The organism is Mucilaginibacter sp. dw_454, from assembly GCF_018449775.1.
Taxonomy (GTDB): Bacteria; Bacteroidota; Bacteroidia; order Sphingobacteriales; family Sphingobacteriaceae; genus Mucilaginibacter.
This window is the reverse complement of the sequence record NZ_JAAVVB010000004.1, coordinates 1-21,315: the sequence shown is the minus strand read 5'-3', so window position 1 is coordinate 21,315 and position 21,315 is coordinate 1. Positions and strand designations below refer to the sequence as shown.

Below are 21,315 nucleotides of genomic sequence, written 5' to 3'. Positions count from 1 at the left end.
TTCCCCTCCTTTTTTCAGAGGGGTTGATAAATGACTAACCACGAAATTAAAATAGCTTTTCAAGAGTATTCTTCAGTAGATGAATTAGCTAACATAGATCAGGAATTGTGCGCCGGGGCAGTAAAGGCGATGGAAAATTCGCATTCGCCATATTCAAAATTTAGCGTAGGTGCAGCTTTGCGTTTAAAAAGCGGCAAAATTATACATGGCAGTAACCAGGAAAATGTTGCTTATCCATCAGGCCTTTGTGCAGAACGGGTGGCTTTGTTTTATTGGGGCGCTAACCACCCAGATGACCCTATAGAAAGTATGGCTGTTACTGCACATACAGATGAGTTTGAACTGCAAAAGCCAGTAACCTCATGCGGCTCATGCCTGCAGGTATTGGCCGAGTGCGAGAAGATGCAGCAGTCACCCGTAAAAGTCATCCTGTTTGTTGCTAAGGGTCCGGTTTGGGTAACTAATGGCATAGAAAGCTTTTTACCATTTTTGTTTTTCGAGGACAGGCTGTCGTAAGCAGGCATAAAAAACAAATGCCCACCTAATGGCGGGCATTTAACTATAAACAAAACTAAACTAAATTAAGACTCGCTTTCAATTTTAGTGATTTGGAAATCGCCTTTATTCATAGCGATAGTGATCATGGTGTTACGGATGTAACCGTCATAACGTAAGGTTAATTTTACAACCATTTTTTTATCGCTTTCGTCCATAATTGAAGTGGTGTAAGTACAATTTTGGTCAACGTTTTCTGAACCTTTTAATGTTTCAATAATTTGTGCTTTATTAAGATCAAATTCTTTTTCGTTACGGTAAATCACATATTTAACATCTTTAGCCAATACACTCTCAACACCGTCTACTTTACCGTGTACTACGGCATTTACATAAATATTTAATACGTCGTTTTTAGATAAAAGCGCTGCCGGTGGAGTTGATGCATTTGCTATTGTGGTTGCTACTACAAGAGTTAAGCCTAACAGGATTGATTTTAGAGTTTTCATAATATCTGGTATTTAAGGTTATTAATTAAATTTTATATCCATAAGACAGTGCTACTTGCTGAAACGTTACAGTAAAAAAGATATTTATTTGAGAATTAACAAAGATTTAACATTTGAACGATTTTGATAGAACTCAATTTTAAGCCATATTTATAGCATGATTGAGTTCGAAACCACGATGTTACAGTTTGGCGAAATGGGCGAAAAAACCGGTTGGCGATATATTGAAGTGCCTGCAGATCTAGCGCAACAGTTAAAACCCAACAATAAAAAGTCATTCCGTGTAAAAGGTTTTTTGGACAATTACGCTATAAGCGGATTTGCATTAATGCCCATGGGCGAAGGTAAATTTATCATGCCTATCAAAGCCGATATCCGCAAAGCTATCCGCAAGGAAGCCGGCGCGACGCTAACTATAAAGTTGGAAGAACATGCCGATTTTAAGGTTTATATCCCATCAGATCTGCAAGATTGCTTTGACTTTGACCCTGAAGCCTTAGTTCAATTTAATAGCCTGGCTATGTCGCACCGCAATTACTTTATTAAGTGGATAGAAAGTGCCAAAACGCAGGAAACAAGGACAACACGTATTGTAAATACCATGAACGCCATGTTACGCAAGTGGCCTTATAATCAAATGCTTCGCGAAATAAAAAAAGAAAGAGAGTAGGCTATTTATACATACCAAATTAATAGCCGCTACGTTAACTAAACGTAAAAATCTTGTTAATATAGCTTTAGCAGGCTGTGGTGCCATGGTAATTATTTACGTTTGCTTACCCCTATTTTAATACTACCCCTACCTAAAGTTTATTATGAAAAACCTATTACCAGGTCTGCTGCTGATTGTGGCATTGACCGGTTGCAAAAAAAACTCAGTCGAAACAAATCCGATTACCAAAACAGAGGTGACCGCCGTTGACACCACGGTCAAACTTTTTTTGGAATCAAAAAGTAATAACGGCAACATAGATTCAGCGGGTATTCAACTTAGTTTGGTTGGCGACTCTGTAAATGTTAACGTACCTGGCATTTCAACTAATCGTTCATTTGTACTAAGTTTTGAACCTGTTAATGCCAACTTGAAGGTTAACGGCGTATCGCAAAAAAGCGGTGTTACAGTAAATGATTTCACACAACCCGTTATTTATACCTATACCAACCCAAATGGTGAAGCTAAAAATATCAAAGTATCTATTACAAACTTTACCGGTATCCCAATATTGTTTTTAAACACGTCGGCACCTGTGGTTTCAGAAGATGATTATGTAACAGGTAGTTTAAATATTAACGTGAATGGCCAATTTGCTACCTTCCCCTCAAACGTCGGATTAAATATAAAAGGCCGTGGAAACACTACCTGGGCTATGCCTAAAAAGCCTTATCGCATAAAATTCAATAATAAGCAGTCGATGTTAGGTTTGCCGGCTGCAAAAAACTGGGTGCTTTTGGCTAATTACAGTGATAAATCATTACTACGAAATGCAGTTGCATTTGATATGGGCCACCAGTTTGGTGCCGATTTTACACCGCACTACCGTTTTGTTGAAGTGGTAATGAATGGGGTATATCAGGGAGGCTACACGCTTACAGAACAGGTGGAGGTTGATCCTAATAGAGTAAATATTAATGAATTGTCAACTATTGATAACGATGACAGTAATATCAGCGGCGGATACTTACTGGAGCTTGATCAAAGGTTAGACGCTGATTACTATTTTTACTCAAACGCAGGTTTGCCGTTTACTATTAGTGATCCTGACGCCATTACAGCGCAACAGTTAGCTTACATTGACAACTACGTTCAACAAACAGAAGACGCTATTTTTGCAGATAATTTCGCTGATCCGGTTAACGGTTACACAAAATATATCAACGTCGACTCGTTTATAGACTGGTATTTAGTAAAGGAGTTGATGAAGGATAATGATGCGGACGATTTTAGTAGTATCTATTATTATAAGGATTTGAACGGGAAATTAGGGATGGGCCCTGTGTGGGATTTTGATATTGCGGCCGGAAACTATGTGGGTACAGAATCTAACGACCCGACAGGTTGGTGGGTAAGAAATGCACACTGGTTTAGCCGGTTGTTTCAGGACCCGGCTTTTAATGCCAGGGTAAAACAACGCTGGCAGGCACTACAACCCACACTGCCTCTTATCTTAAACAATATTGATAAAAATGCTGCCTATCTTAATTTATCGCAGCAACAAAATTTCGCTACGTGGCCAATACTTAACGTTTATGTGTGGCCCAATTCGCAGATCGCTGGTTCATACCAGGGCGAAATTGACTACCTGAAATCATGGCTCAAAACCCGGATTGACTGGATGAACGCCAATATGTAGCCGCGTTATTTCTTTTATAAGCTTTAAGGCTGATGTTATTTTAGGTAATAGCATCAGCCTTAGTTTTTAACGTGTAAAACGTAGTAAATGTGTATAAAATCACGGCAATCCGGCATCGACAGATTTGCACATTTAACTATCTTTACCAATCCAAATAATTTTTTGTAAGTAATGAGTGAAGATCTGAACGAAAACGCGACACCTGATAACAAAGACGAAAAAATACACAACGTAACCTCACTCGACGGACTGTATGAAAACTGGTTCCTGGATTATGCATCATATGTAATTCTTGACCGTGCCGTTCCGCATATTAATGACGGCTTAAAACCCGTGCAGCGCCGTATCCTCCATTCGCTTAAAGAAATGGACGATGGCCGCTTTAACAAAGCTGCCAACGTTATTGGTAATACCATGAAGTATCACCCGCATGGCGATGCTTCCATTGGCGATGCCATGGTGCAGATTGGCCAAAAAGATTTATTAATAGATTGCCAGGGAAACTGGGGCGACCCGGTAACCGGCGACTCGGCGGCGGCCCCACGTTATATTGAGGCGCGCTTGTCGAAATTTGCCTTAGAGGTTGTTTTTAATGCAGATACTACTATTTGGCAGGCTAGTTATGACGGTCGTAATAAAGAGCCTATTACGCTGCCTGTTAAGTTTCCGTTGCTGTTGGCGCAAGGAGCAGAAGGCATTGCTGTAGGTTTAGCTACCAAGATCTTACCGCATAATTTCATAGAGTTATTAAATGCTTCGATAGCGGTTCTGAAGGGCGAAACCCCTAATTTACTGCCCGACTTCCCAACGGGCGGTATGGCCGACGCTTCGGCTTATAACGATGGGCAGCGCGGGGGCCGTGTACGTGTACGTGCAAAGATCCTGGAGCGCGATAAAAAGACGCTGGCAATTACCGAAATACCTTTCACCACTACTACAGGTGGTTTGATAGACAGCATTATATCGGCCAATGATAAGGGTAAGATCAAGATCAAAAAGATAGAAGACAATACCGCTCAGAATGTTGAGATTGTGGTTCACCTGGCGCCGGGTATTTCGCCGGATGTAACTATTGATGCGCTGTATGCATTTACTGACTGTGAAGTTTCTATATCGCCAAACACCTGCGTAATACAGGACGACAAGCCGCGCTTTATGAGCGTGAATGACATGCTTACCGAAAGCACGCATTTTACCAAAGAGTTGTTAAAGCAGGAGCTGCAGATAAAACTTAAGGAGCTGATGGAAAAGATTTTCTTTAGCTCATTACTTAAGATCTTTATCCAGGAGGGGATGTACAAGCACCCTGACTATGAAACATCAGGCACTTTTGATGAAGTGTTGGTGGTACTAAACCGTTTATTTGATCCGTTTTTACCTTTATTCTATCGCCCTATCCTGGCCGAGGATTACCGCAAGCTGATTGATAAACCAATGAGCAGCATTACCCGCTTTGATTTTAAGAAAACAGATGAGCAGATCAAGAACCTGGAGAACGAGATCAAGGCCGTAAAAAATCACCTCAAACATCTGGTTGAATATACTATCGACTGGTTTGAAAAACTCAGAGAGAAATACGGTAAGGGCCGCGAGCGTAAAACCGAGTTGCGCACATTCGACAAAGTGGATGCATCGCAAGTTGCGTTGGCTAACGTTAAGCTTTATGCTAACAAAATTGATGGCTTTATAGGTACCGGCTTAAAGAAAGACGAATCTGTAACTTTTGTTGGCGATTGTTCTGACATTGATGAGATCATTGTTTTCCGAGAGGATGGACGTTGCGTGATCACCAAAGTGCAGGAAAAAGTTTTTGTGGGGAAAGAGATCATCCACGTTGCGGTATTTAAAAAGAACGATGAACGCACCGTGTATAACATGGTTTATAAAGATGGCACCAGTGGGGTAAGTTATATCAAACGTTTTGCCGTGACCGGTGTAACCCGCGATAAGGAATACGATTTGACCAAAGGTAGCAAGGGTTCAAAAGTACTTTACTTCTCTGCCAACCCAAATGGCGAGGCCGAGGTAGTAAATGTTCAACTAAAACCTCATGCCAAGTTAAAGAAATTGCAGTTTGATGAAGACTTTGCACAGCTGGCCATCAAAGGCCGCGGATCAATGGGTAATATCATTACCAAATACCCGGTTAAAAAAATCATTCTGAAAAGTAAAGGCTTATCAACGCTGGCAGGCCGTAAGATTTGGTTTGACGAAATATTAAAACGCCTGAACGTGGATGGCCGCGGTAAATTCCTGGGAGAGTTTGATGGCGATGATCGTATCCTAACCGTGTTCTCGAATGGTATTTACGAACTAACCAGTTTCGATCTGAACAATCATTTCGATGATAAAATGGTGGTGATAGAAAAGTATAATCCTGAAAAAGTGTACTCGGTGGTGCATTACGAAGGGAAATCTAAAAACTACCTCATCAAACGTTTTGTATTCGAAAATACAGCTATTGGTAAGCAAGCAAGTATAATTAGTGATGAAAGCGGGTCGAAAATGGTGGTAATTTCCGGCGCATCGCAGGTAGTGGTAAAGGTTGACCAATTGAAAGGTGCAACAAAGATACCAGAGACTGTTGAGCTTAACCTGGTCGATTTGATTGACGTAAAGGGGATGAAAGCCATGGGTAACCGCCTATCTGTACATTTGGTGCAAAGCGTGACCCTGGAAACCGAACATGATGATGAAGCCGACGTGCCGGATCCAAGCCCGGATTCGGTAGCCGATACAGAGATAGTTATCACTCCTGAGGCTAAAAATGTAATTGATGAAGAGCCAACTGCCGAAGTAAATGCACCGGATGATATCGACGAGCTGGTTGAAGAAACTCCGGTTGCGCAGAAGCCTGAGAAAGCGCCTGAACCTGCATCAGAAACAGCTCAACCTAAGAAGATAGATTTTGAGATCACCAACCCGGACGACATTGACATAGATGACACCGGGCAGTTGGGATTATTCTAAAAAGTAAAAGAAAGGTATAATCGCGATAAGCTATTATACCTTTCCTAAATATACCTCTGTTTGGTACACAAAGTTAATAGTGCCGTCAGCCTGATTTTGATCAAAAAGCGCTGTCAGGTCGGCCAAAAAAGCCTGACCGGCTTCTGTATCTTTTGGTGGGATATATGACGACGAAAATGCACGGCCAATTAGCCCCTCCTTATCAAAAACCTGGATGTTCTGGTACTTTCCGGTTTGATACTTCCCGTTCTTAAAGAAATTGGTAAAATCTACATCTGTTATATTGCGATGATTTACTTCAGCGTAGTCAGAGCTTTGCTTTTGCAGCAATAGTTCGTAACCAACCGCAAAAGCATCATATTCTGTTTGCCTGTTGTTCCATATCAATGCTACCTGGCCCTTTGGTTTTAATATCCGCTTAAATTCAGGCTTACAAGCTTGCTGATCAAACCAATGGAACGCCTGCGCGCATACTACAAGGTCAACACTACCGTCTTGCAGATTAGTTTCTTCTGCAGTGCCGTTTACTGCCTGAAATTTATCAAAGTCGGTTAATTGTTCAACCGAGCTTTTGCGCATGGCATCGTTAGGCTCGACAGCGTAAACGTTGTAGCCCTTATCTAATAATAATTTGGTAAATATGCCTGTGCCCGAGCCTACATCGGCAACAATTGAATCAGCCGATAGCCCTGCCTTTTGTCGTAAAAAATCTAACACTTCATCGGGGTATCCCGGACGGTATTTTACATAATTGTTTACACGGTTGCTGAAACGTAAAGTAGGGGCTATGGTCATAAAATGGCTGAGTTACATGCTAATAAAGAATGCGGCTTCAAAAACATGGCCAACTTGTAATTTTTGTATCGCTTCTTTTCCACTTATGTCAACATGTTTATCTACACTATCGGCACAACCCAGCCATGGTTCTATACAAACAAAGTCTGCACCGGGCTTGGCCCAAAGGCCCAGGTAATTAAAATGCGGGAATTCGACTGTAAGCGTCTGATCATGTTTAGTGCTTTTGATGCTAACCACTCTCGACTTCAAATTTTTAAATACCAGCGCGTCTTTGTTAAACATATCACGGGTAAGATGCAGCTTTCCGCCGTCTGTAGCTACCGGCTCTGTTTCTCCGTTAAATAATCCCTCTGTCGATAATAAATGAGTCTTAAGCTTTTCATCAACCTCAAATTCCAAATAATAATCTTCATAATTCTCGCCTTTATTAAACGGAACGTTAAACGCCGGGTGCCCGCCGACCGAAAAGTAAATAGGCTTTTTATCGAGGTTGATCAGTTTATAGGTTACGCGCAAAGCGTCATCTATAAGGTCGTAATGGATTTGAAAATCAAATTTATAAGGATATTTTGCCAACGTTTTTTCGCAATATGGCAAAGAGAACCAGGCAGACACCTCGTTAGATTGTAATAACAATAATTCCGATGTACGGTTAAAGCCATGACGCGGCAATTCGTAAGCTTGCCCAGCAACCAGTAATTGATTGTCTATCAATTGCCCAACAATAGGGAATAGGTTTGGTGCATGCCATGGCCACACGCTTGGGTCGGCTTGCCATAGGTGTTCAACTCCTGTGGTTTTGTTATAAAACGAGGTTAATTCGCCGCCCTGATTGCGGATGGCTACCTTAAAAAGATGGTTCTCGATAATTGTCATTGGTATACGGTTATTAGTGGTTGAAACAATCCTGACATATCAGAATCTTAGGATAAAATTATCAATATATATTCAATAAAATCTACCTTAGCTCAAGCTATTCTTCAATCACTATTTAACACGTTAATCGTCATCCTGTTTCGTTTTTGTTAAAACAGGCTTGTCGTCGCGCTACTATCTGTCAACCTTAATCAATGATTTGATAATAGAATCTTTTTGCGCACCACTCAGCTTATAATTGTAATTGAATAAAGCATTCTCAAAATCACCATAAGCTGCGTTTGGTATCACAATATATTTACTACCAAATTGCTTTTTTAAGTGCTCGGTAGTTGCCGCGCGATTTTCTTCGGATGGTTTAGTATCGTACAACGCGTCAAAGTCGGCCAGGTTATCGCCACATAATAAAACGATATTGTATTTAACCAAGACCTCTTGGCGACGTGCTTCTTTGCTGGATGTATTTTGTTTCAGGATGATGTGTTGGTTGTCTGCATAAGGCAGGTTATATAGTTTCAGGTTTTTGGTGGTACCCGGGCGTTCATCCTCATCACGATTGGTAATATAAAATACCGCAACACCTTTTGAGGCTGCATATTTAAAAAATGACGGTGCCCCCGGAACTGTATCAGCAATACCTTTAGCGGTCCATTGTTTCCAGGCTTTCAGATCAAACTCACGGTTATTAATAGCCAGCGCTGCATCCAGCGGGCTGTTATCCAATAAGGTTTCGTCTATGTCGGTTACCACGGCCAGGGGCTTCTTGCCTTTATGCCTTAAAGCTTCGTCTAACCGTAATTTAGCTATATTGTAAGCCTGGAAGCATAAGGCCTTATATTCGGCCGCCCGCTGTTGATATAATAACGACCAAACTTTACCGGCATTGGCGGTTGATAAAGGAGTGTCTTGTGCTTGTGCTGCGAAAAAATACAAGCACGAAATAGAAAGGAGTAAAAGTTTTTTCATTAAGGCAAGTATAGTAATTCGAGCTTAATGTTAACAGTAAATTAACAATCAACCTTTAACTGTTTTTCGCCGTATCAGTAATATAACTAAACAATGACATTGCAATTTGTAAAATACTTGTTTAAACATGTATTTTTGAGAAACTTTAAAATGAATTATTAGTTTAACTTATAAAACCACCACATTATGAAAATTGCAGTATTAATTGCCCGGATATTACTGGGTTTGATCTTTGTAGTATTTGGACTGAATTTCTTCTTCCCTCAAGTTTTACATATGGCTCAACCTCCCATGAGTAAAGAAGCTATGGCCTTTTCTGGCGGGCTTTGGGGTTCTGGTTATTTTTTCCAGTACATGAAGGTTCTTGAAATCTTAAGCGGTATATTCTTATTAATTAATCGTTACACCGCTTTCTTTCTATTGGTACTATTGCCAATTAGCTTAAACATTTGCTTGTTCCATACCATATTAGCTCCTGCAGGTGCGCCGATGGGCATTGGTATATTAGTATTGAATATCTTTTTATGTATAGCTTACATAAAGTACTATACCACCATTTTTACAGCAAAGCCAACGGTAGGCTAATATAAGCTTAACGATATATATTGCGCCCGGTAATAAAGCTCAACTTGCTTTTTTTGCCGGGTGCATTGTTAGTATGTTTACTGTCAAAAGCTGGCGCGGCGATATTTTTAGGATCTCTGCAATTTCACAAAGACGCTCTACAGACATTTTAGTTTTGATCATTTCAATTTTGCTGTAAGCATTTTGAGTAATGTTCAAGAGTCCGGCCATCTGTACTTGCGACAGGTGTAAATCAATACGTCTGTTTCTGATGTTGGAAGCTACGGCTTGTAATTGGTTGTCTACGTTCATAACAGTGCTTAGTTTGTATTATAAAATTATAATATGGCAAGCAACTATTTCGCCAATGAACGATAATGATTGATAATGAATAAAATGAACATTGTTGGTTTATGTTGTTGATTATCAGTCGGTAATCTTGTGGTGTTTAATCGTTTTGACGATTTCTAACAAAAAAGAGACGCCAGGGAATTCCCTGGCGTCTCTTTTTTCATAGGTAAGTGAGGTAGTTTCTTTATTGCTTGGTGTAGGTGCCGTTAAGTAAATTAATGATATATACCGACGCGCCTATAGTTAGGGTAGCCTGGTTGTTGCCATTAAATACCAAGGTGCTGTTAAAGCTAAATGCACCGGCAGGTACGGTGCCTGACACAGTAATATTTGCACTGCCGCCCGTAATAACGCGGCCCGGTTTGCTTAGCGTAACATTAGTTACAGTAATAGCTACCACGCTGCTTCCGCTGGATTTGGCATCAACTTTTGAAGTGAATGACCCTTTGCGGCTGTAAAGGCCGTTTATGGTAAAATTGTTTGCGCTACTTGCTAAGCCGCTGATGGTAACCGCAGAGGTACCTGAAACAGATGAAGATAAGCGCGGGCCGTCAAACGTTCCATGAAAGGTTATCACGTTAGCCAGATTGTCGGGACTGTCGTTGTTACAGTTTAACGTTTGAGAATATTTATAAAATGCATCAATTGATACTGCATTTGTGGTGCCAGAAAAACTTAAGCTATCAGATATTGTACTTCCGCATGTTTGACGGATTACAGCGTTAGGCGCTGTAGAGTTCACTGCCTGGCCATTACCTGCCGAACTAACGGCTTGCGCATTGGCACTAATATTATCGGCCACACTTGCAAAACCCAACGAGTTTGAAGCAACCGAACTTACTGTGAGATCAGCAGCAACATCTACAGAGATATTAGAGTTGGCGGCGGTTTTGTTATTGTCCTTTTTACACGAGATTGCAAAAAGCAACATCGGTACAATTAGAACTAATTTTATTGTTTTCATTGTTTCTAGATGACTAAGTTTCAAGACATTTCTATGACTAACTATATGATTAATGGTTTAACGTTCAAAAAAGTTTTTAGTTTTTTTAAATAGATCACCCATTATGAAAAGCAAACGCATTAACATTCAACACCACGTAGAAATACCTGTTTTTGAATTATATATCGACAAAGCCAAAGATTATCGGTAAAATTGAATAACCTAAACCTTATCACATTTAAGGTTTCACTGAGCGTACCTGGCTCACAATAAATGATTCTTGATTTTTAGATAGTAATAGCCGCCCTTACCAGGTAAGGCAATATTTCTTTTTGGAAGGATACAAAGTTTTTGCGCACATCCGAATCGCTAACCGAAGTAAATGCGAAGCTGAAAACGATGCTTTTGCTGCATTTTATTAAAAAGCGCATCCGCTGATGATAGTTTTCAATTTTACGAATAGCACTGATGCGGATGAAAGAAGCCAGCAACAAATCTTCTAACTCATTACTTAAATTTTTTAAAAAATCTTGAGAGTTGGTGCTTTCGCGAATGAAATCCCAACCGATAAACTCATTGCAGACTGTGTAGCTCAATCTGCAGGTTTTCATGATCAGGTTACCCAGGTGGGTTTCTTCGTCGGTTTCGGCCGCGTTAGACAGGATCAGCTCATCAACGCTGGTGCGGATATAATCCATTAGCAGCGTATGCAGTACGTGCTCTTTGCTGTCAAAATATTTATAGATAGTAGCCTTGGCAATTTTGGCCCGTTTGGCAATTTCGTTTACGCTGGTTTTATGGTATCCAAATTTGCGAAACAGCTCTTGCGCTGCACGTTTAATGCTATCTTTAATTTTATCGGCTTCCATTCAGATCAGTTCTGTACAAATATCTCAAAACCATTGGTATTTACAGCATACGCTTTCAATGATTTTATAGCCGGGGCTTTAGTAGGAGTACCGTCTTCCAGTATCCATTTAGAACCGCTGCATGGGTCGGTGCAGGTAAGCGAAGGATTGTCTAAAGTAACAGCACATTTGTTTTGAGGCAAATAAGCGCTGCAACGGTCGTAAGCGGCATAACTTCCATCCGCTTTGCGGTATAATATTAAGCCGGCTACACCATAGCCGTTAACAAGTACAGCGCCGCCGGTGTTATGCAAAGCATTTAAACGTGGGTCTGTCAAAGCCATCTGGAAGTTAACCGAAACATTAGGGACATAGTCGCTGGCTTTACCGCAGGCAAGGCTACTTAAAATCAATACAAATACTACCCCTAATTTCTTAACCATCGTTTTTATATAATTTCAGTTTGGAACTGTTTCAGGAAACGTTCGTCGTTTTCACTAAATAAACGCAGATCACGTATCACATATTTTAAGTTGGCAATACGTTCCATACCCATACCAAACGCAAAGCCGGTAAATTTCTTACTGTCGATGCCGCAGTTCTCTAAAACGTTCGGGTCAACCATACCGCAACCTAATATCTCTACCCAACCGCTGTATTTACACATATTGCAACCTGCGCCTTTACAAATAGTACATGATACATCCATCTCTGCAGATGGCTCAGTAAACGGGAAGTAAGATGGACGGAAGCGAACTTGCGTGCCCTCGCCATATAATTCTTGAACGAAGTGATACAGTGTTTGTTTCAAATCGGCAAAGGAAACATTCTCGTCGATATATAAACCTTCTACCTGGTGGAAGAAACAATGCGCACGTGCAGAGATAGCCTCGTTACGATAAACGCGACCCGGCATTATAGCGCGGAACGGCGGTTTGCCATTCTCCATCATACGCACCTGTACCGATGATGTATGGGTGCGCAAAGCGATGTCGTCTTTGCCATTGTTCTTTTTGATAAAGAAGGTATCCTGCATATCGCGGGCCGGGTGTTCCTCAGGGAAATTCAGGGCCGAGAAGTTATGCCAATCGTCTTCGATTTCCGGTCCTTCGGCAACAACAAAACCCAGGCGTTTAAATATATCGATGATCTCATTACGCACCAATGATAATGGGTGACGTGAACCCACCTGAAAATTATCGCCCGGCAAGGTCAAATCCAGATCAGATTTTTGCGAACCCTGATCGGTGCTGAAATTCTCTTTCAGATCATTATACTTTGCTTCGGCCAGTTGTTTAAACTGATTCAAGACTTTACCAAAGGTGCGTTTCTCTTCAGGGCCAACAGTTTTAAATTGCTCAAAAAGATCTTTGATGATTCCCTTGGTACCTAAAAATTTAATTCTGAAGGTTTCCAGTTCATCTGCGTTAGCAGGCGAAAAAGCGTTAATTTCGGCGGTATATTGATCTATTTGTTCTTGCATTGTATTAAGTTTCCTTTTGTGCCATCCATCTTTAAAATGAACGAGTGGCAAATTTAATATATTTTGTCATTGCACCAGAATCGCGAATTTTACAGCGTGCGATTGCTTCGGCCCTCGCAATGACAAACCGAATGTCATTGCGCGCGATAGCGCGGCAATCGCGAACTATATCAGATAGATAGATTCGTTTCTCACAGTGACATCCGGGTATTATTTTATCACTGCCAACTCTTTACCAACCTTAGTAAATGCAGCAATGGCTTTATCCAAATGTTGCTTATCATGCGCAGCAGAAATTTGAACACGGATACGCGCTTTACCTTGCGGAACCACCGGGTAGTAAAACCCGATTACATAAATGCCTTCGTCCAGCATTTTGGCAGCAAACTCTTGCGCCAGTTTAGCATCGTACAACATCACTGGGACGATAGGATGCACACCTGCCTTAATATCAAAACCCGCATCGGTCATCGCTTTGCGGAAATATTGAGTATTACTTTCCAATTTATCGCGCAGTTGTGTAGTCTCGCTCAACATATCCAAAACCGCAATCGAAGCGCCGGTAATAGCAGGAGCCAGGGTGTTCGAGAATAAATACGGTCTTGAACGCTGACGCAGCATATCAATAATTTCTTTACGACCAGAAGTAAAACCACCAGACGCACCGCCTAAAGCTTTACCCAAGGTGCCGGTAATGATATCGATCTTACCCATTACACCATGATGCTCATGCGTACCACGACCGGTTTTACCCATAAAGCCAGAGCAGTGACTTTCGTCAATCATCACCAAAGCGTTGTATTTGTCGGCCAAAGCGCAGATCTTATCCAGTTGGGCAATGGTGCCGTCCATAGAGAACGCGCCATCGGTAACAATTATACGGTGACGTAAACCGGCAGTTTCCTGTAGCTTGGCTTCCAGGTCGGCCATGTCATCATGTTTATAACGATAACGTTGTGCTTTACACAAACGCACACCGTCGATGATAGAAGCGTGATTCAACTCGTCAGATATGATCGCATCCTGTGCATCAAACAATGGTTCAAACACGCCACCGTTGGCATCGAAAGCTGCTGCATATAATATAGTATCCTCGGTGCCTAAAAAATCGGCAATCTTTTTCTCCAATTCTTTATGGATATCCTGCGTACCACAAATAAAACGAACAGACGACAAGCCGTAGCCATGCGTATCCATTGCATTTTTAGCAGCTTCAATTACCCTTTTATCGCCCGAAAGACCAAGGTAGTTATTGGCACAAAAGTTTATAACTTCTTTGCCGCCCTGCACGGTAATGTCCGCACCCTGCGGCGAGGTAATAATGCGTTCTTTTTTAAATAGGCCTGCTTCTTCAATACCTGCAAGCTCTTGTTGCAAAACCGGTTGTAGTGTGTTATACATGTTTACAGTTAATTTTTGCAAAACTAAGCATTAATGGGCATTTAGCTTCAAAGCGCCTGCGTTTTAAATAATAATATGTGTTTGCTCAAACATTTAGGCGCTAAAAACATTATTTGTGGAACTACATGAAAAGATATTTACTATTAGTCTTATTATCACTCAACGCTTTTGTCTTTAAGGCGTCGGCACAACAGTATATATTATCGGGCCATGTTACTGATAGCAAGGGCGCGCCAATTTCGTTCGTATCAGTCTATATCCGAAACAGTACTTATGGAACCACCACTAACGAGCAGGGTGTTTACAAATTTAACCTAAGTGCCGGCGAATACGATGTTATTTACCGCTATGTGGGCTATCAGGAACACATCGACCATATTACTATCACCGATGGGGCAATACTACATAATGTCCAACTACAGGATGAGATCTTTCAGCTTAAAACGGTAAATGTTGTCGATAAGCGTAACCGCGACACCGCTGCCTCCATGATTATGCGTAAGGTTATTGCTAAACGAGAGTTTTATTTGAACCAGATCAATTCCTATTCGTGCGCAGTATATGTTAAAGGTGTGCAGAAATTAACCAGCGCACCAAAGAAACTGCTAACCAACGGCGTATCAAAAGTGCTTGATCTGGACAGCAACGGCCGGGGGATTTTATACCAGTCAGAATCGATATCTGATTTTAGTTACCAACGTCCCGATAAAAAGAAAGAGATAACACTTTCATCCCGTGTAGCGGGTATTTCGCCAACGTTTAGCTATAATAAGGCGTCAGATCTGCAAGCCAATTTCTATGAGAATTTATTCACGATACAGGGACTGAGCAGCCATGCTTTTGTATCGCCGGTCGCGAAGAACGCTTTTAGCTATTATAGATTTCATTTAGAAGGTACGACAGTAGAAAACGGCCGAACTATAGATAAGATTAAGCTAACGCCTCGTGGCGATGGTGAATATAGCTTTGAAGGTTATATCTATATTTTAGAGCGCGACTGGCGCATTTACAGTGTCGATCTGCAACTCACCAATAAAATAAATCGCCTGAATTTGGTTGATACCATGAAAATTAGCCAGCAATATATCCCGGTTGCAGATAGCACCTGGATGCCGGCTTCTGTTCAGTACGATTATAATGGCGATGTGCTGGGTTTTAAATTTGAAGGATACTATATCAGTATATATAATAATTATAAGTTTAACGTAACCTATCCGCCGCATTTCTTCAACGGCGAGATTATGCGTTTGGACACTGCTGCCAGTTTAAAGAATGCCGATTATTGGTTTAAAAGCCGCCCGGTACCATTGACTTTGCAAGAGACGCGCGACTATCAGAAAAAGGATAGCATAGCCCGTCTGCAAAAAACCAAGCCTTACCTTGATTCGCTGCAAAAAAGCAAAAACAGGGTGTTAATCATTCCATATACCATATTTGGTTTTACCATGACCAGCAGGGATAGAAAAGATTCGCTTTATGTTTTTCCATTTAACCAAACGCTGTTTTATAATACGGTTGAAGGCGTTGGTTTGAACTTAAAAGCACGCTTATCTACAACTTCCGACGACTTTAAAACTTTAAGTGTTACACCGAACTTACGATATGGTGTATCCGATAAATTATTTAGCGCCAACATACATTCTTATTATAAGTATGATCCGTTTAACGAAGGGCGTTTCTTCCTGGATTTTGGTAACGATATATTAGACCTGAATAATGTTGGTACACGCTCGCTATATTTCAATACGCTAAGTACGCTCTTGAGTAATAATAACTACGTAAAATATTACCGCTCAGAATTTGGCGATGTTGGTTTTATGCGCGAACTGGCCAATGGTGTGCTATTCAAAGCATCGCTCTCATACGCTAATCGTACCCAACTTTATAATAACTCGTACGCACACATTTTCAAATCATCAAAGCGGACTTTTACCTCCAACAACCCGCTGGCGCCTGATAGCGTACCGGCAACCGATCGTTCAGAGCTGTTCCCGCAAAATCAGGCATTGACGCTAACTACCTCCGTTAAATTTACGTTCGATCAGCAATACATCACCCGGCCAACCGGGAAGATCTACTTGCCATCGGCTTATCCGGTGCTAACGGTTAATTATCGTAAGGCTATCCCGGGTGTTTTTGGGTCTGATGCTAATTATGATTTTGGATCGATAGACTTATCACAGGATAAAATACGAGTAGGGTTGATGGGCTATTCTTCGTTCAAACTCTCGGCCGGTGATTTCTTTACCAAAAAGAACTTGTACTTTATGGATTATAACCACTTTTTGGGTAACCAGGGTACCACCTTCGACCCAACCTATGTGGGCAGTTTTCACTTCTTGCCATTTTACCAGTTTAGCGCCAACAGCGCTTACCTGGAAGCGCATTACCAGCACAATTTCGCGGGCACGCTGTTAAATAATATCGGTTTTATGCGTAAACTAAAACTAGAAGAAATTATCGGCGCCAACTACCTGACGGAGAAAAACAATAAAGATTACCGCGAATTTTATGTGGGCCTGCAGCGCTTTATCTTCCGTGTTGACTATGGTGTATCTTATGCCGGCGACAAGAAATACATACAGGGGATCAGGATATTTTATGGTATCAGGTAAGCCTAAAGGCGAAAGCTAAATGCATAAAGCTTTTGATAGCGCAGATTAGCTTTAGACTTTCAGCTTTCAGCTCAAAACCCTATCTTTGCCCTTCATTTAACACCGTTTGCAGCGGCATCAATGATTTTATGGCACAATACAATACACTATTATACTATTGTTATTCGACAATAGCCGATGCGGAGCAATTTGCTGCCGATCATTTAAAATTTTGCAAGTCACTTAATTTAACCGGGCGCATTATTGTGGCCACTGAGGGTTTAAACGGTACAGTTTCCGGTTCTGCAGAATCCTGTAAAACCTATATGGATGTCGTGCATGCCGATCCGCGTTTTGCTTCAATTGATTTTAAAGTCGATGAGGTAGATACGCCATCGTTTGTGAAAATGCATGTGCGTTACAAGGACGAGATCGTTCACTCCGGCCTGCGCGACCCTAACATCATCAATCCCCAACAAAAAACCGGCATCCATCTGGAACCAAAAGATTTTTTGGAGATGAAGGATGAGGAGGACGTAATCATTTTAGACGTACGTTCAAACTACGAGCATAATCTGGGCAAATTTAAAAAGGCTATCACGTTAGATATTGAAAACTTCCGCGATTTCCCGGATATGATCAATGAGCTGGCGCAATACAAAGACAAAAAGATTATTACCTACTGTACCGGTGGCATCAAATGCGAAAAAGCATCGGCCCTGTTACTACACGAAGGTTTTACCGATGTATACCAGTTGCACGGCGGTATTATAAAATACGGTAAAGAAGCCGGCGGCGAGGATTTTGAAGGCAAATGTTATGTGTTCGACAATCGCCTTGCGGTGGAGGTCAATACCATTAACCCGGTAGCCATATCAACCTGCTACAATTGCGGCAAGGTTACCGAAAAAATGATCAACTGCGCTAACCCTGAGTGCAACGAGCACTTTACGCAGTGTGACGAATGCGGCACAGCTATGGAAGGTTGCTGCAGCGACGCTTGCAAAGAACATCCGCGCAAGCGAGTTTACGATGGTACGGGTTATTATGTTAAGGTACCACAGCCGGTAAATAAAAAGGAAAAAGTAATTTAGCTTAAAAAAAGAGGCTGCCTGATTGGGCAGCCTCTTTTTTTGATTGTCATTGCGAGCGGAGCGCGGCAATCGCGAACATTGCATCCTTGCGATTGCTTCGTCGTTCCTCCTCGCAATGACAGTTTATTTTATATAATAGTAGAATAACGAAGACTCTATTTGAAAGCGCTCAAATTTATACCCCCCAATGCCGCCAATATCTCCTTAACAGAGAACTTCGCCCCGCAAACAAACTCATCTGAAGCACCATAATATATAGTAATAGTATCACCATCTACAATATGGCCATTGGTAAATACCACGTTGCCGAAAAATCCGCTTAACTCATACGGCTCAGTAGGTTTCATAATTGGCGCATCCGTACGGGCCAATACTTTTGACGGGTCATTTAAATCGAGTAAAAAAGCGCCCAGGCAATACTGATGTTCTTTATTAGCACCATGATATATTTCCAGCCAGCCTTTTTTTGTTTTAATCGGTGCGGCACCTGCCCCAACGCGTTCACAATCCCAATTATCCTTGCGGGTTTTAACTATACATTTATGATTGCCCCAATGCTCACCATCCGGCGACTCGGCCAGCCAGATAAAGTTACCGCCGATATCAACGCTGCTTGGGCGGTGCAGGCAGTAATACATTCCATTTATCTTTTCCTCAAAAATAGCGCAGTCTTTATTATGTGGGGGCAAGATCATGCCGTGGTTTTTAAAAGTTTTCCAGTCGGTGGTGGTACGCATGCCCACGCCTACACCACTGCCCGAAACTGCGGTGAACGTTAAATGGTATTGCCCTTCTAATAATGTCACCCGGCAATCCTCAATGCCAAAAGCTTGAGAAGCGCCAATGCCAAACAAGGCTGGGTAACCTTCTGGTTCATAAAAATGAACACCGTCGTCGCTACTCAACAAACGCAGGTGCGATAGGGTGGTTAGGTAATCTAATCCCATATAACGAATTACCCGAGGATCGGTGGTGATCAGCTCAGGGTGTTCTGATGGTAGTTCCATGATCTCGGTCTTACCCAATTCATTCAACACCGGGAAGAATATAGATCCTTCCTTTTGCACAGCATTCTCAGCCACACGAACGATGAGCCAGGTCTTTCCCTCAAAAGTAAAAACGCCAGGGTTCAATAAACAGATTATCTGCAGGCCGTCTTCGCTGCATTTTAAATCAATGGGAGATAACAATGGATTTTCAGGAAAACGCCGGGCAATGTCTTTCATACTATATTATATATACTGTTTGTTTTTTTAACAGTATTATATAGTATAAGGTTTGGAGAGATTAGTATAAATAGTTTGTCATTCTGAGCATGGCGAAGAATCTGCCGACAGGTTATCGAACGCGCGCAGATTCTTCGCTATGCTCAGAATGACAAAGGGGTCGGGATTACTTTGGCCCTTGTGATAATATCCTTAACTCCTTCGGGTAATAATTATTAACCCTGTTCGGCAATAATTTCGCCCATCCAAGCGGCTGCCCTTCAAAGTTCATCAAACTCCAGCCTTTTTTTGCTTCATCAATATCCAAGTTCTCACGTCGCAGATAAAGTATTGCCTGGTCATAATCTAACTCGGTTTGCGCCACGTTATCTTTATTGACGATATTGCTTAGCGCCAATTCATGATCCGGTATCAAATCACGGCCCGCTATTTTGCCAATCCGTACCCCCGATTTTTTAATATACAGGTGATGTTGCAATAAATTGAGGCTCTCTTTATGTTGTTGGTTAATGGCCATCCAGTCATCATTTACCTTAAAAAAGTAAAAGGCGGATGGATCTTTGATATAAGGTTTGATCAGTTCCAACTCATTCATTGGCACCTTTTGGTTCTTATTATTTTTAAAGGATACAAAGCTGCCGCTGCTTTCGCGCTTAACTAAAACCGATGCAAACAAACCCTCGCCCTTAACCTTACCCGGATAAAAGCGATACCCCCAGGCTTTCTTTTCCGGCGATTGCGTTTCGACAATTCCCCACGCTGCATTAATAGGTATGCGGATGCTCTCCAAGGCAAAAGTATTGCATAGCCAATCCAGGATATCCTCATTTTCCTGGCGCGAATAAGAGCAGGTACTGTATATAAGGTATCCATCCTCTTTTATGGTAGGATAAATGTCTGCCAGGATACGCTCCTGCCGCTGATGACATAGGTTAACATTTGCCTCGCTCCATTCGTCCATCGCATCCGGGTCTTTACGAAACATTCCGGAGCCAGAACATGGTGCGTCAACCAAAACGATATCAAAAAAACTGGTTAGCCTGCTAAAGTCTCTCGGATCGTTGTTGCTAACAATAGTATTAGCAGTGCCCCATCTGGTCAGGTTATCGGCAAGCACGGGCACCCGTGTTTTAATAATTTCATTAGCCACAAGCAAATCATCAGCAGTCATGGCCGAATTAAGCAGGGTGCTTTTACCACCCGGGGCGGCGCATAGGTCAAGGATATTCGCTGGCGCATCGGGCTTGATCTGTTTTAATATATGATCAACAAACATAGACGATGCCTCCTGTACATAATAGGCTCCCGCGTGAAATAAGGGGTCGAAAGTAAAGGATGGTCGTGTACCTAAATAAAAACCTTCGGCGCACCAGGGCACTTGTTCATCGGTTTTTTTCGCATTTTTTTTGAAAGGATTGATACGAATAGACGTCGGTGCATCATTTTTTTGATGTACTTCGACAAAATTTTTATGATCAAAGCCTGGCTCGTCTGCTAACGATTCCAGGAAATTTGCAGGAAATGGATGGTTTTGCATGTGATTTCAAATATACGAAATCAAAAATTACTCTATTGTTTGCCTATTGATGTGATTTATAATACTTGTTTTTCAGCACGTTATAAACATTGTTGAAAAAAGCGAAGAATTTCTTTGGCGGATGACAGATTCTTCCTACATTTGCAACCCGCTCAGGAAGAAAGAGCGGTTGTTTTTTGAAATTGCAAGGTTGAAAATAGATATAAAAAAAGTAAAATAACACTTGGTAGATATCGAAACGAATGATACCTTTGCAGCCCGCCAGCGATTGACGGGAAACACTTGGAAATTGAGATTGCAACCACCAAA

General features: G+C 41.6%; 20 protein-coding genes. 7 read left to right on the top strand and 13 right to left on the bottom strand.

Annotated elements, in window-relative coordinates:
• Positions 1–30 precede the first annotated feature (30 nt).
• Positions 31–516 carry a cytidine deaminase gene (locus HB679_RS13495; RefSeq protein WP_214072527.1) on the top strand — a complete coding sequence of 162 codons (486 nt, stop codon included), beginning with the start codon at positions 31–33 and terminating at the stop codon, positions 514–516.
• Positions 517–581: 65 nt separating this feature from the next.
• Here the strand turns inward: HB679_RS13495 and HB679_RS13490 are convergent, their stop codons facing one another.
• A complete protein-coding gene (locus tag HB679_RS13490; protein ID WP_214072526.1) occupies positions 582–1,004 on the bottom strand; it encodes a hypothetical protein in 423 nt (140 codons plus the stop codon).
• Positions 1,005–1,161: 157 nt separating this feature from the next.
• On the opposite strand from HB679_RS13490, the gene HB679_RS13485 reads away from it, so the two are divergent.
• The 3 genes from HB679_RS13485 to HB679_RS13475 all read left to right on the top strand — a co-directional run bounded on the left by HB679_RS13485 (position 1,162) and on the right by HB679_RS13475 (position 6,325).
• Complete coding sequence (locus HB679_RS13485) at positions 1,162–1,674, top strand: YdeI/OmpD-associated family protein (protein ID WP_214072525.1); 513 nt, start codon at positions 1,162–1,164, stop codon at positions 1,672–1,674.
• A gap of 145 nt (positions 1,675–1,819) precedes the next feature.
• Positions 1,820–3,355, top strand: a complete 1,536-nt coding sequence (locus tag HB679_RS13480; RefSeq protein ID WP_214072524.1) for a CotH kinase family protein — start codon at positions 1,820–1,822, stop codon at positions 3,353–3,355.
• 171 nt (positions 3,356–3,526) lie between these two features.
• Positions 3,527–6,325, top strand: coding sequence for a DNA gyrase/topoisomerase IV subunit A (locus HB679_RS13475; RefSeq protein WP_214072523.1), 2,799 nt, complete (start codon positions 3,527–3,529; stop codon positions 6,323–6,325).
• Between the two features lie 33 nt (positions 6,326–6,358).
• Here the strand turns inward: HB679_RS13475 and HB679_RS13470 are convergent, their stop codons facing one another.
• The 3 genes from HB679_RS13470 to HB679_RS13460 all read right to left on the bottom strand — a co-directional run bounded on the left by HB679_RS13470 (position 6,359) and on the right by HB679_RS13460 (position 8,965).
• Positions 6,359–7,120, bottom strand: coding sequence for a class I SAM-dependent methyltransferase (locus HB679_RS13470; protein WP_214072522.1), 762 nt, complete (start codon positions 7,118–7,120; stop codon positions 6,359–6,361).
• Positions 7,121–7,132: 12 nt separating this feature from the next.
• Entirely contained in the window at positions 7,133–7,999 is an 867-nt protein-coding gene (locus tag HB679_RS13465; protein WP_214072521.1) for an aldose 1-epimerase family protein, read from the bottom strand.
• 174 nt (positions 8,000–8,173) lie between these two features.
• Positions 8,174–8,965 carry a 5'-nucleotidase, lipoprotein e(P4) family gene (locus HB679_RS13460; protein ID WP_214072520.1) on the bottom strand — a complete coding sequence of 264 codons (792 nt, stop codon included), beginning with the start codon at positions 8,963–8,965 and terminating at the stop codon, positions 8,174–8,176.
• 186 nt (positions 8,966–9,151) lie between these two features.
• On the opposite strand from HB679_RS13460, the gene HB679_RS13455 reads away from it, so the two are divergent.
• On the top strand, positions 9,152–9,550 hold the full coding sequence (locus tag HB679_RS13455) for a DoxX family membrane protein (RefSeq protein ID WP_214072519.1): 399 nt from the start codon (positions 9,152–9,154) through the stop codon (positions 9,548–9,550).
• A 39-nt stretch (positions 9,551–9,589) separates the two neighbouring features.
• On the opposite strand, the gene HB679_RS13450 is transcribed toward HB679_RS13455, so the two are convergent.
• From HB679_RS13450 to kbl, 6 genes are all read right to left on the bottom strand, one after another.
• Positions 9,590–9,841 (bottom strand): helix-turn-helix transcriptional regulator, encoded by a 252-nt coding sequence (locus tag HB679_RS13450; protein WP_214072518.1) that lies wholly within the window; start codon positions 9,839–9,841, stop codon positions 9,590–9,592.
• Positions 9,842–10,064: 223 nt separating this feature from the next.
• Complete coding sequence (locus HB679_RS13445) at positions 10,065–10,844, bottom strand: hypothetical protein (RefSeq protein WP_214072517.1); 780 nt, start codon at positions 10,842–10,844, stop codon at positions 10,065–10,067.
• A gap of 266 nt (positions 10,845–11,110) precedes the next feature.
• Positions 11,111–11,692: a TetR/AcrR family transcriptional regulator gene (locus tag HB679_RS13440; RefSeq protein WP_214072516.1), complete on the bottom strand. Its 582-nt coding sequence runs from the start codon at positions 11,690–11,692 to the stop codon at positions 11,111–11,113.
• 5 nt (positions 11,693–11,697) lie between these two features.
• Positions 11,698–12,114, bottom strand: coding sequence for a hypothetical protein (locus HB679_RS13435; protein WP_214072515.1), 417 nt, complete (start codon positions 12,112–12,114; stop codon positions 11,698–11,700).
• A 5-nt stretch (positions 12,115–12,119) separates the two neighbouring features.
• Positions 12,120–13,154, bottom strand: a complete 1,035-nt coding sequence (gene pheS / locus HB679_RS13430) for a phenylalanine--tRNA ligase subunit alpha (protein ID WP_214072514.1) — start codon at positions 13,152–13,154, stop codon at positions 12,120–12,122.
• Between the two features lie 210 nt (positions 13,155–13,364).
• Positions 13,365–14,555, bottom strand: coding sequence for a glycine C-acetyltransferase (kbl, locus tag HB679_RS13425; RefSeq protein ID WP_214072513.1), 1,191 nt, complete (start codon positions 14,553–14,555; stop codon positions 13,365–13,367).
• A gap of 125 nt (positions 14,556–14,680) precedes the next feature.
• Between kbl and HB679_RS13420 the strand changes: the two genes are divergently transcribed.
• Together HB679_RS13420 and HB679_RS13415 are read left to right on the top strand one after the other, a co-directional pair.
• Positions 14,681–17,170, top strand: coding sequence for a DUF5686 and carboxypeptidase regulatory-like domain-containing protein (locus HB679_RS13420; protein ID WP_214072512.1), 2,490 nt, complete (start codon positions 14,681–14,683; stop codon positions 17,168–17,170).
• Positions 17,171–17,298: 128 nt separating this feature from the next.
• Complete coding sequence (locus tag HB679_RS13415) at positions 17,299–18,243, top strand: rhodanese-related sulfurtransferase (protein ID WP_214072511.1); 945 nt, start codon at positions 17,299–17,301, stop codon at positions 18,241–18,243.
• 155 nt (positions 18,244–18,398) lie between these two features.
• Here HB679_RS13415 and HB679_RS13410 read toward each other — a convergent pair whose 3' ends face one another.
• From HB679_RS13410 to HB679_RS13400, 3 genes are all read right to left on the bottom strand, one after another.
• Positions 18,399–19,469, bottom strand: coding sequence for a glycoside hydrolase family 130 protein (locus tag HB679_RS13410; RefSeq protein WP_214072510.1), 1,071 nt, complete (start codon positions 19,467–19,469; stop codon positions 18,399–18,401).
• A gap of 166 nt (positions 19,470–19,635) precedes the next feature.
• Positions 19,636–21,006, bottom strand: coding sequence for an RsmB/NOP family class I SAM-dependent RNA methyltransferase (locus HB679_RS13405; RefSeq protein WP_214072509.1), 1,371 nt, complete (start codon positions 21,004–21,006; stop codon positions 19,636–19,638).
• 43 nt (positions 21,007–21,049) lie between these two features.
• Positions 21,050–21,315, bottom strand: a 266-nt coding sequence (locus HB679_RS13400; protein WP_214072508.1) for a hypothetical protein, incomplete at its 5' end; no start/stop codon positions are given.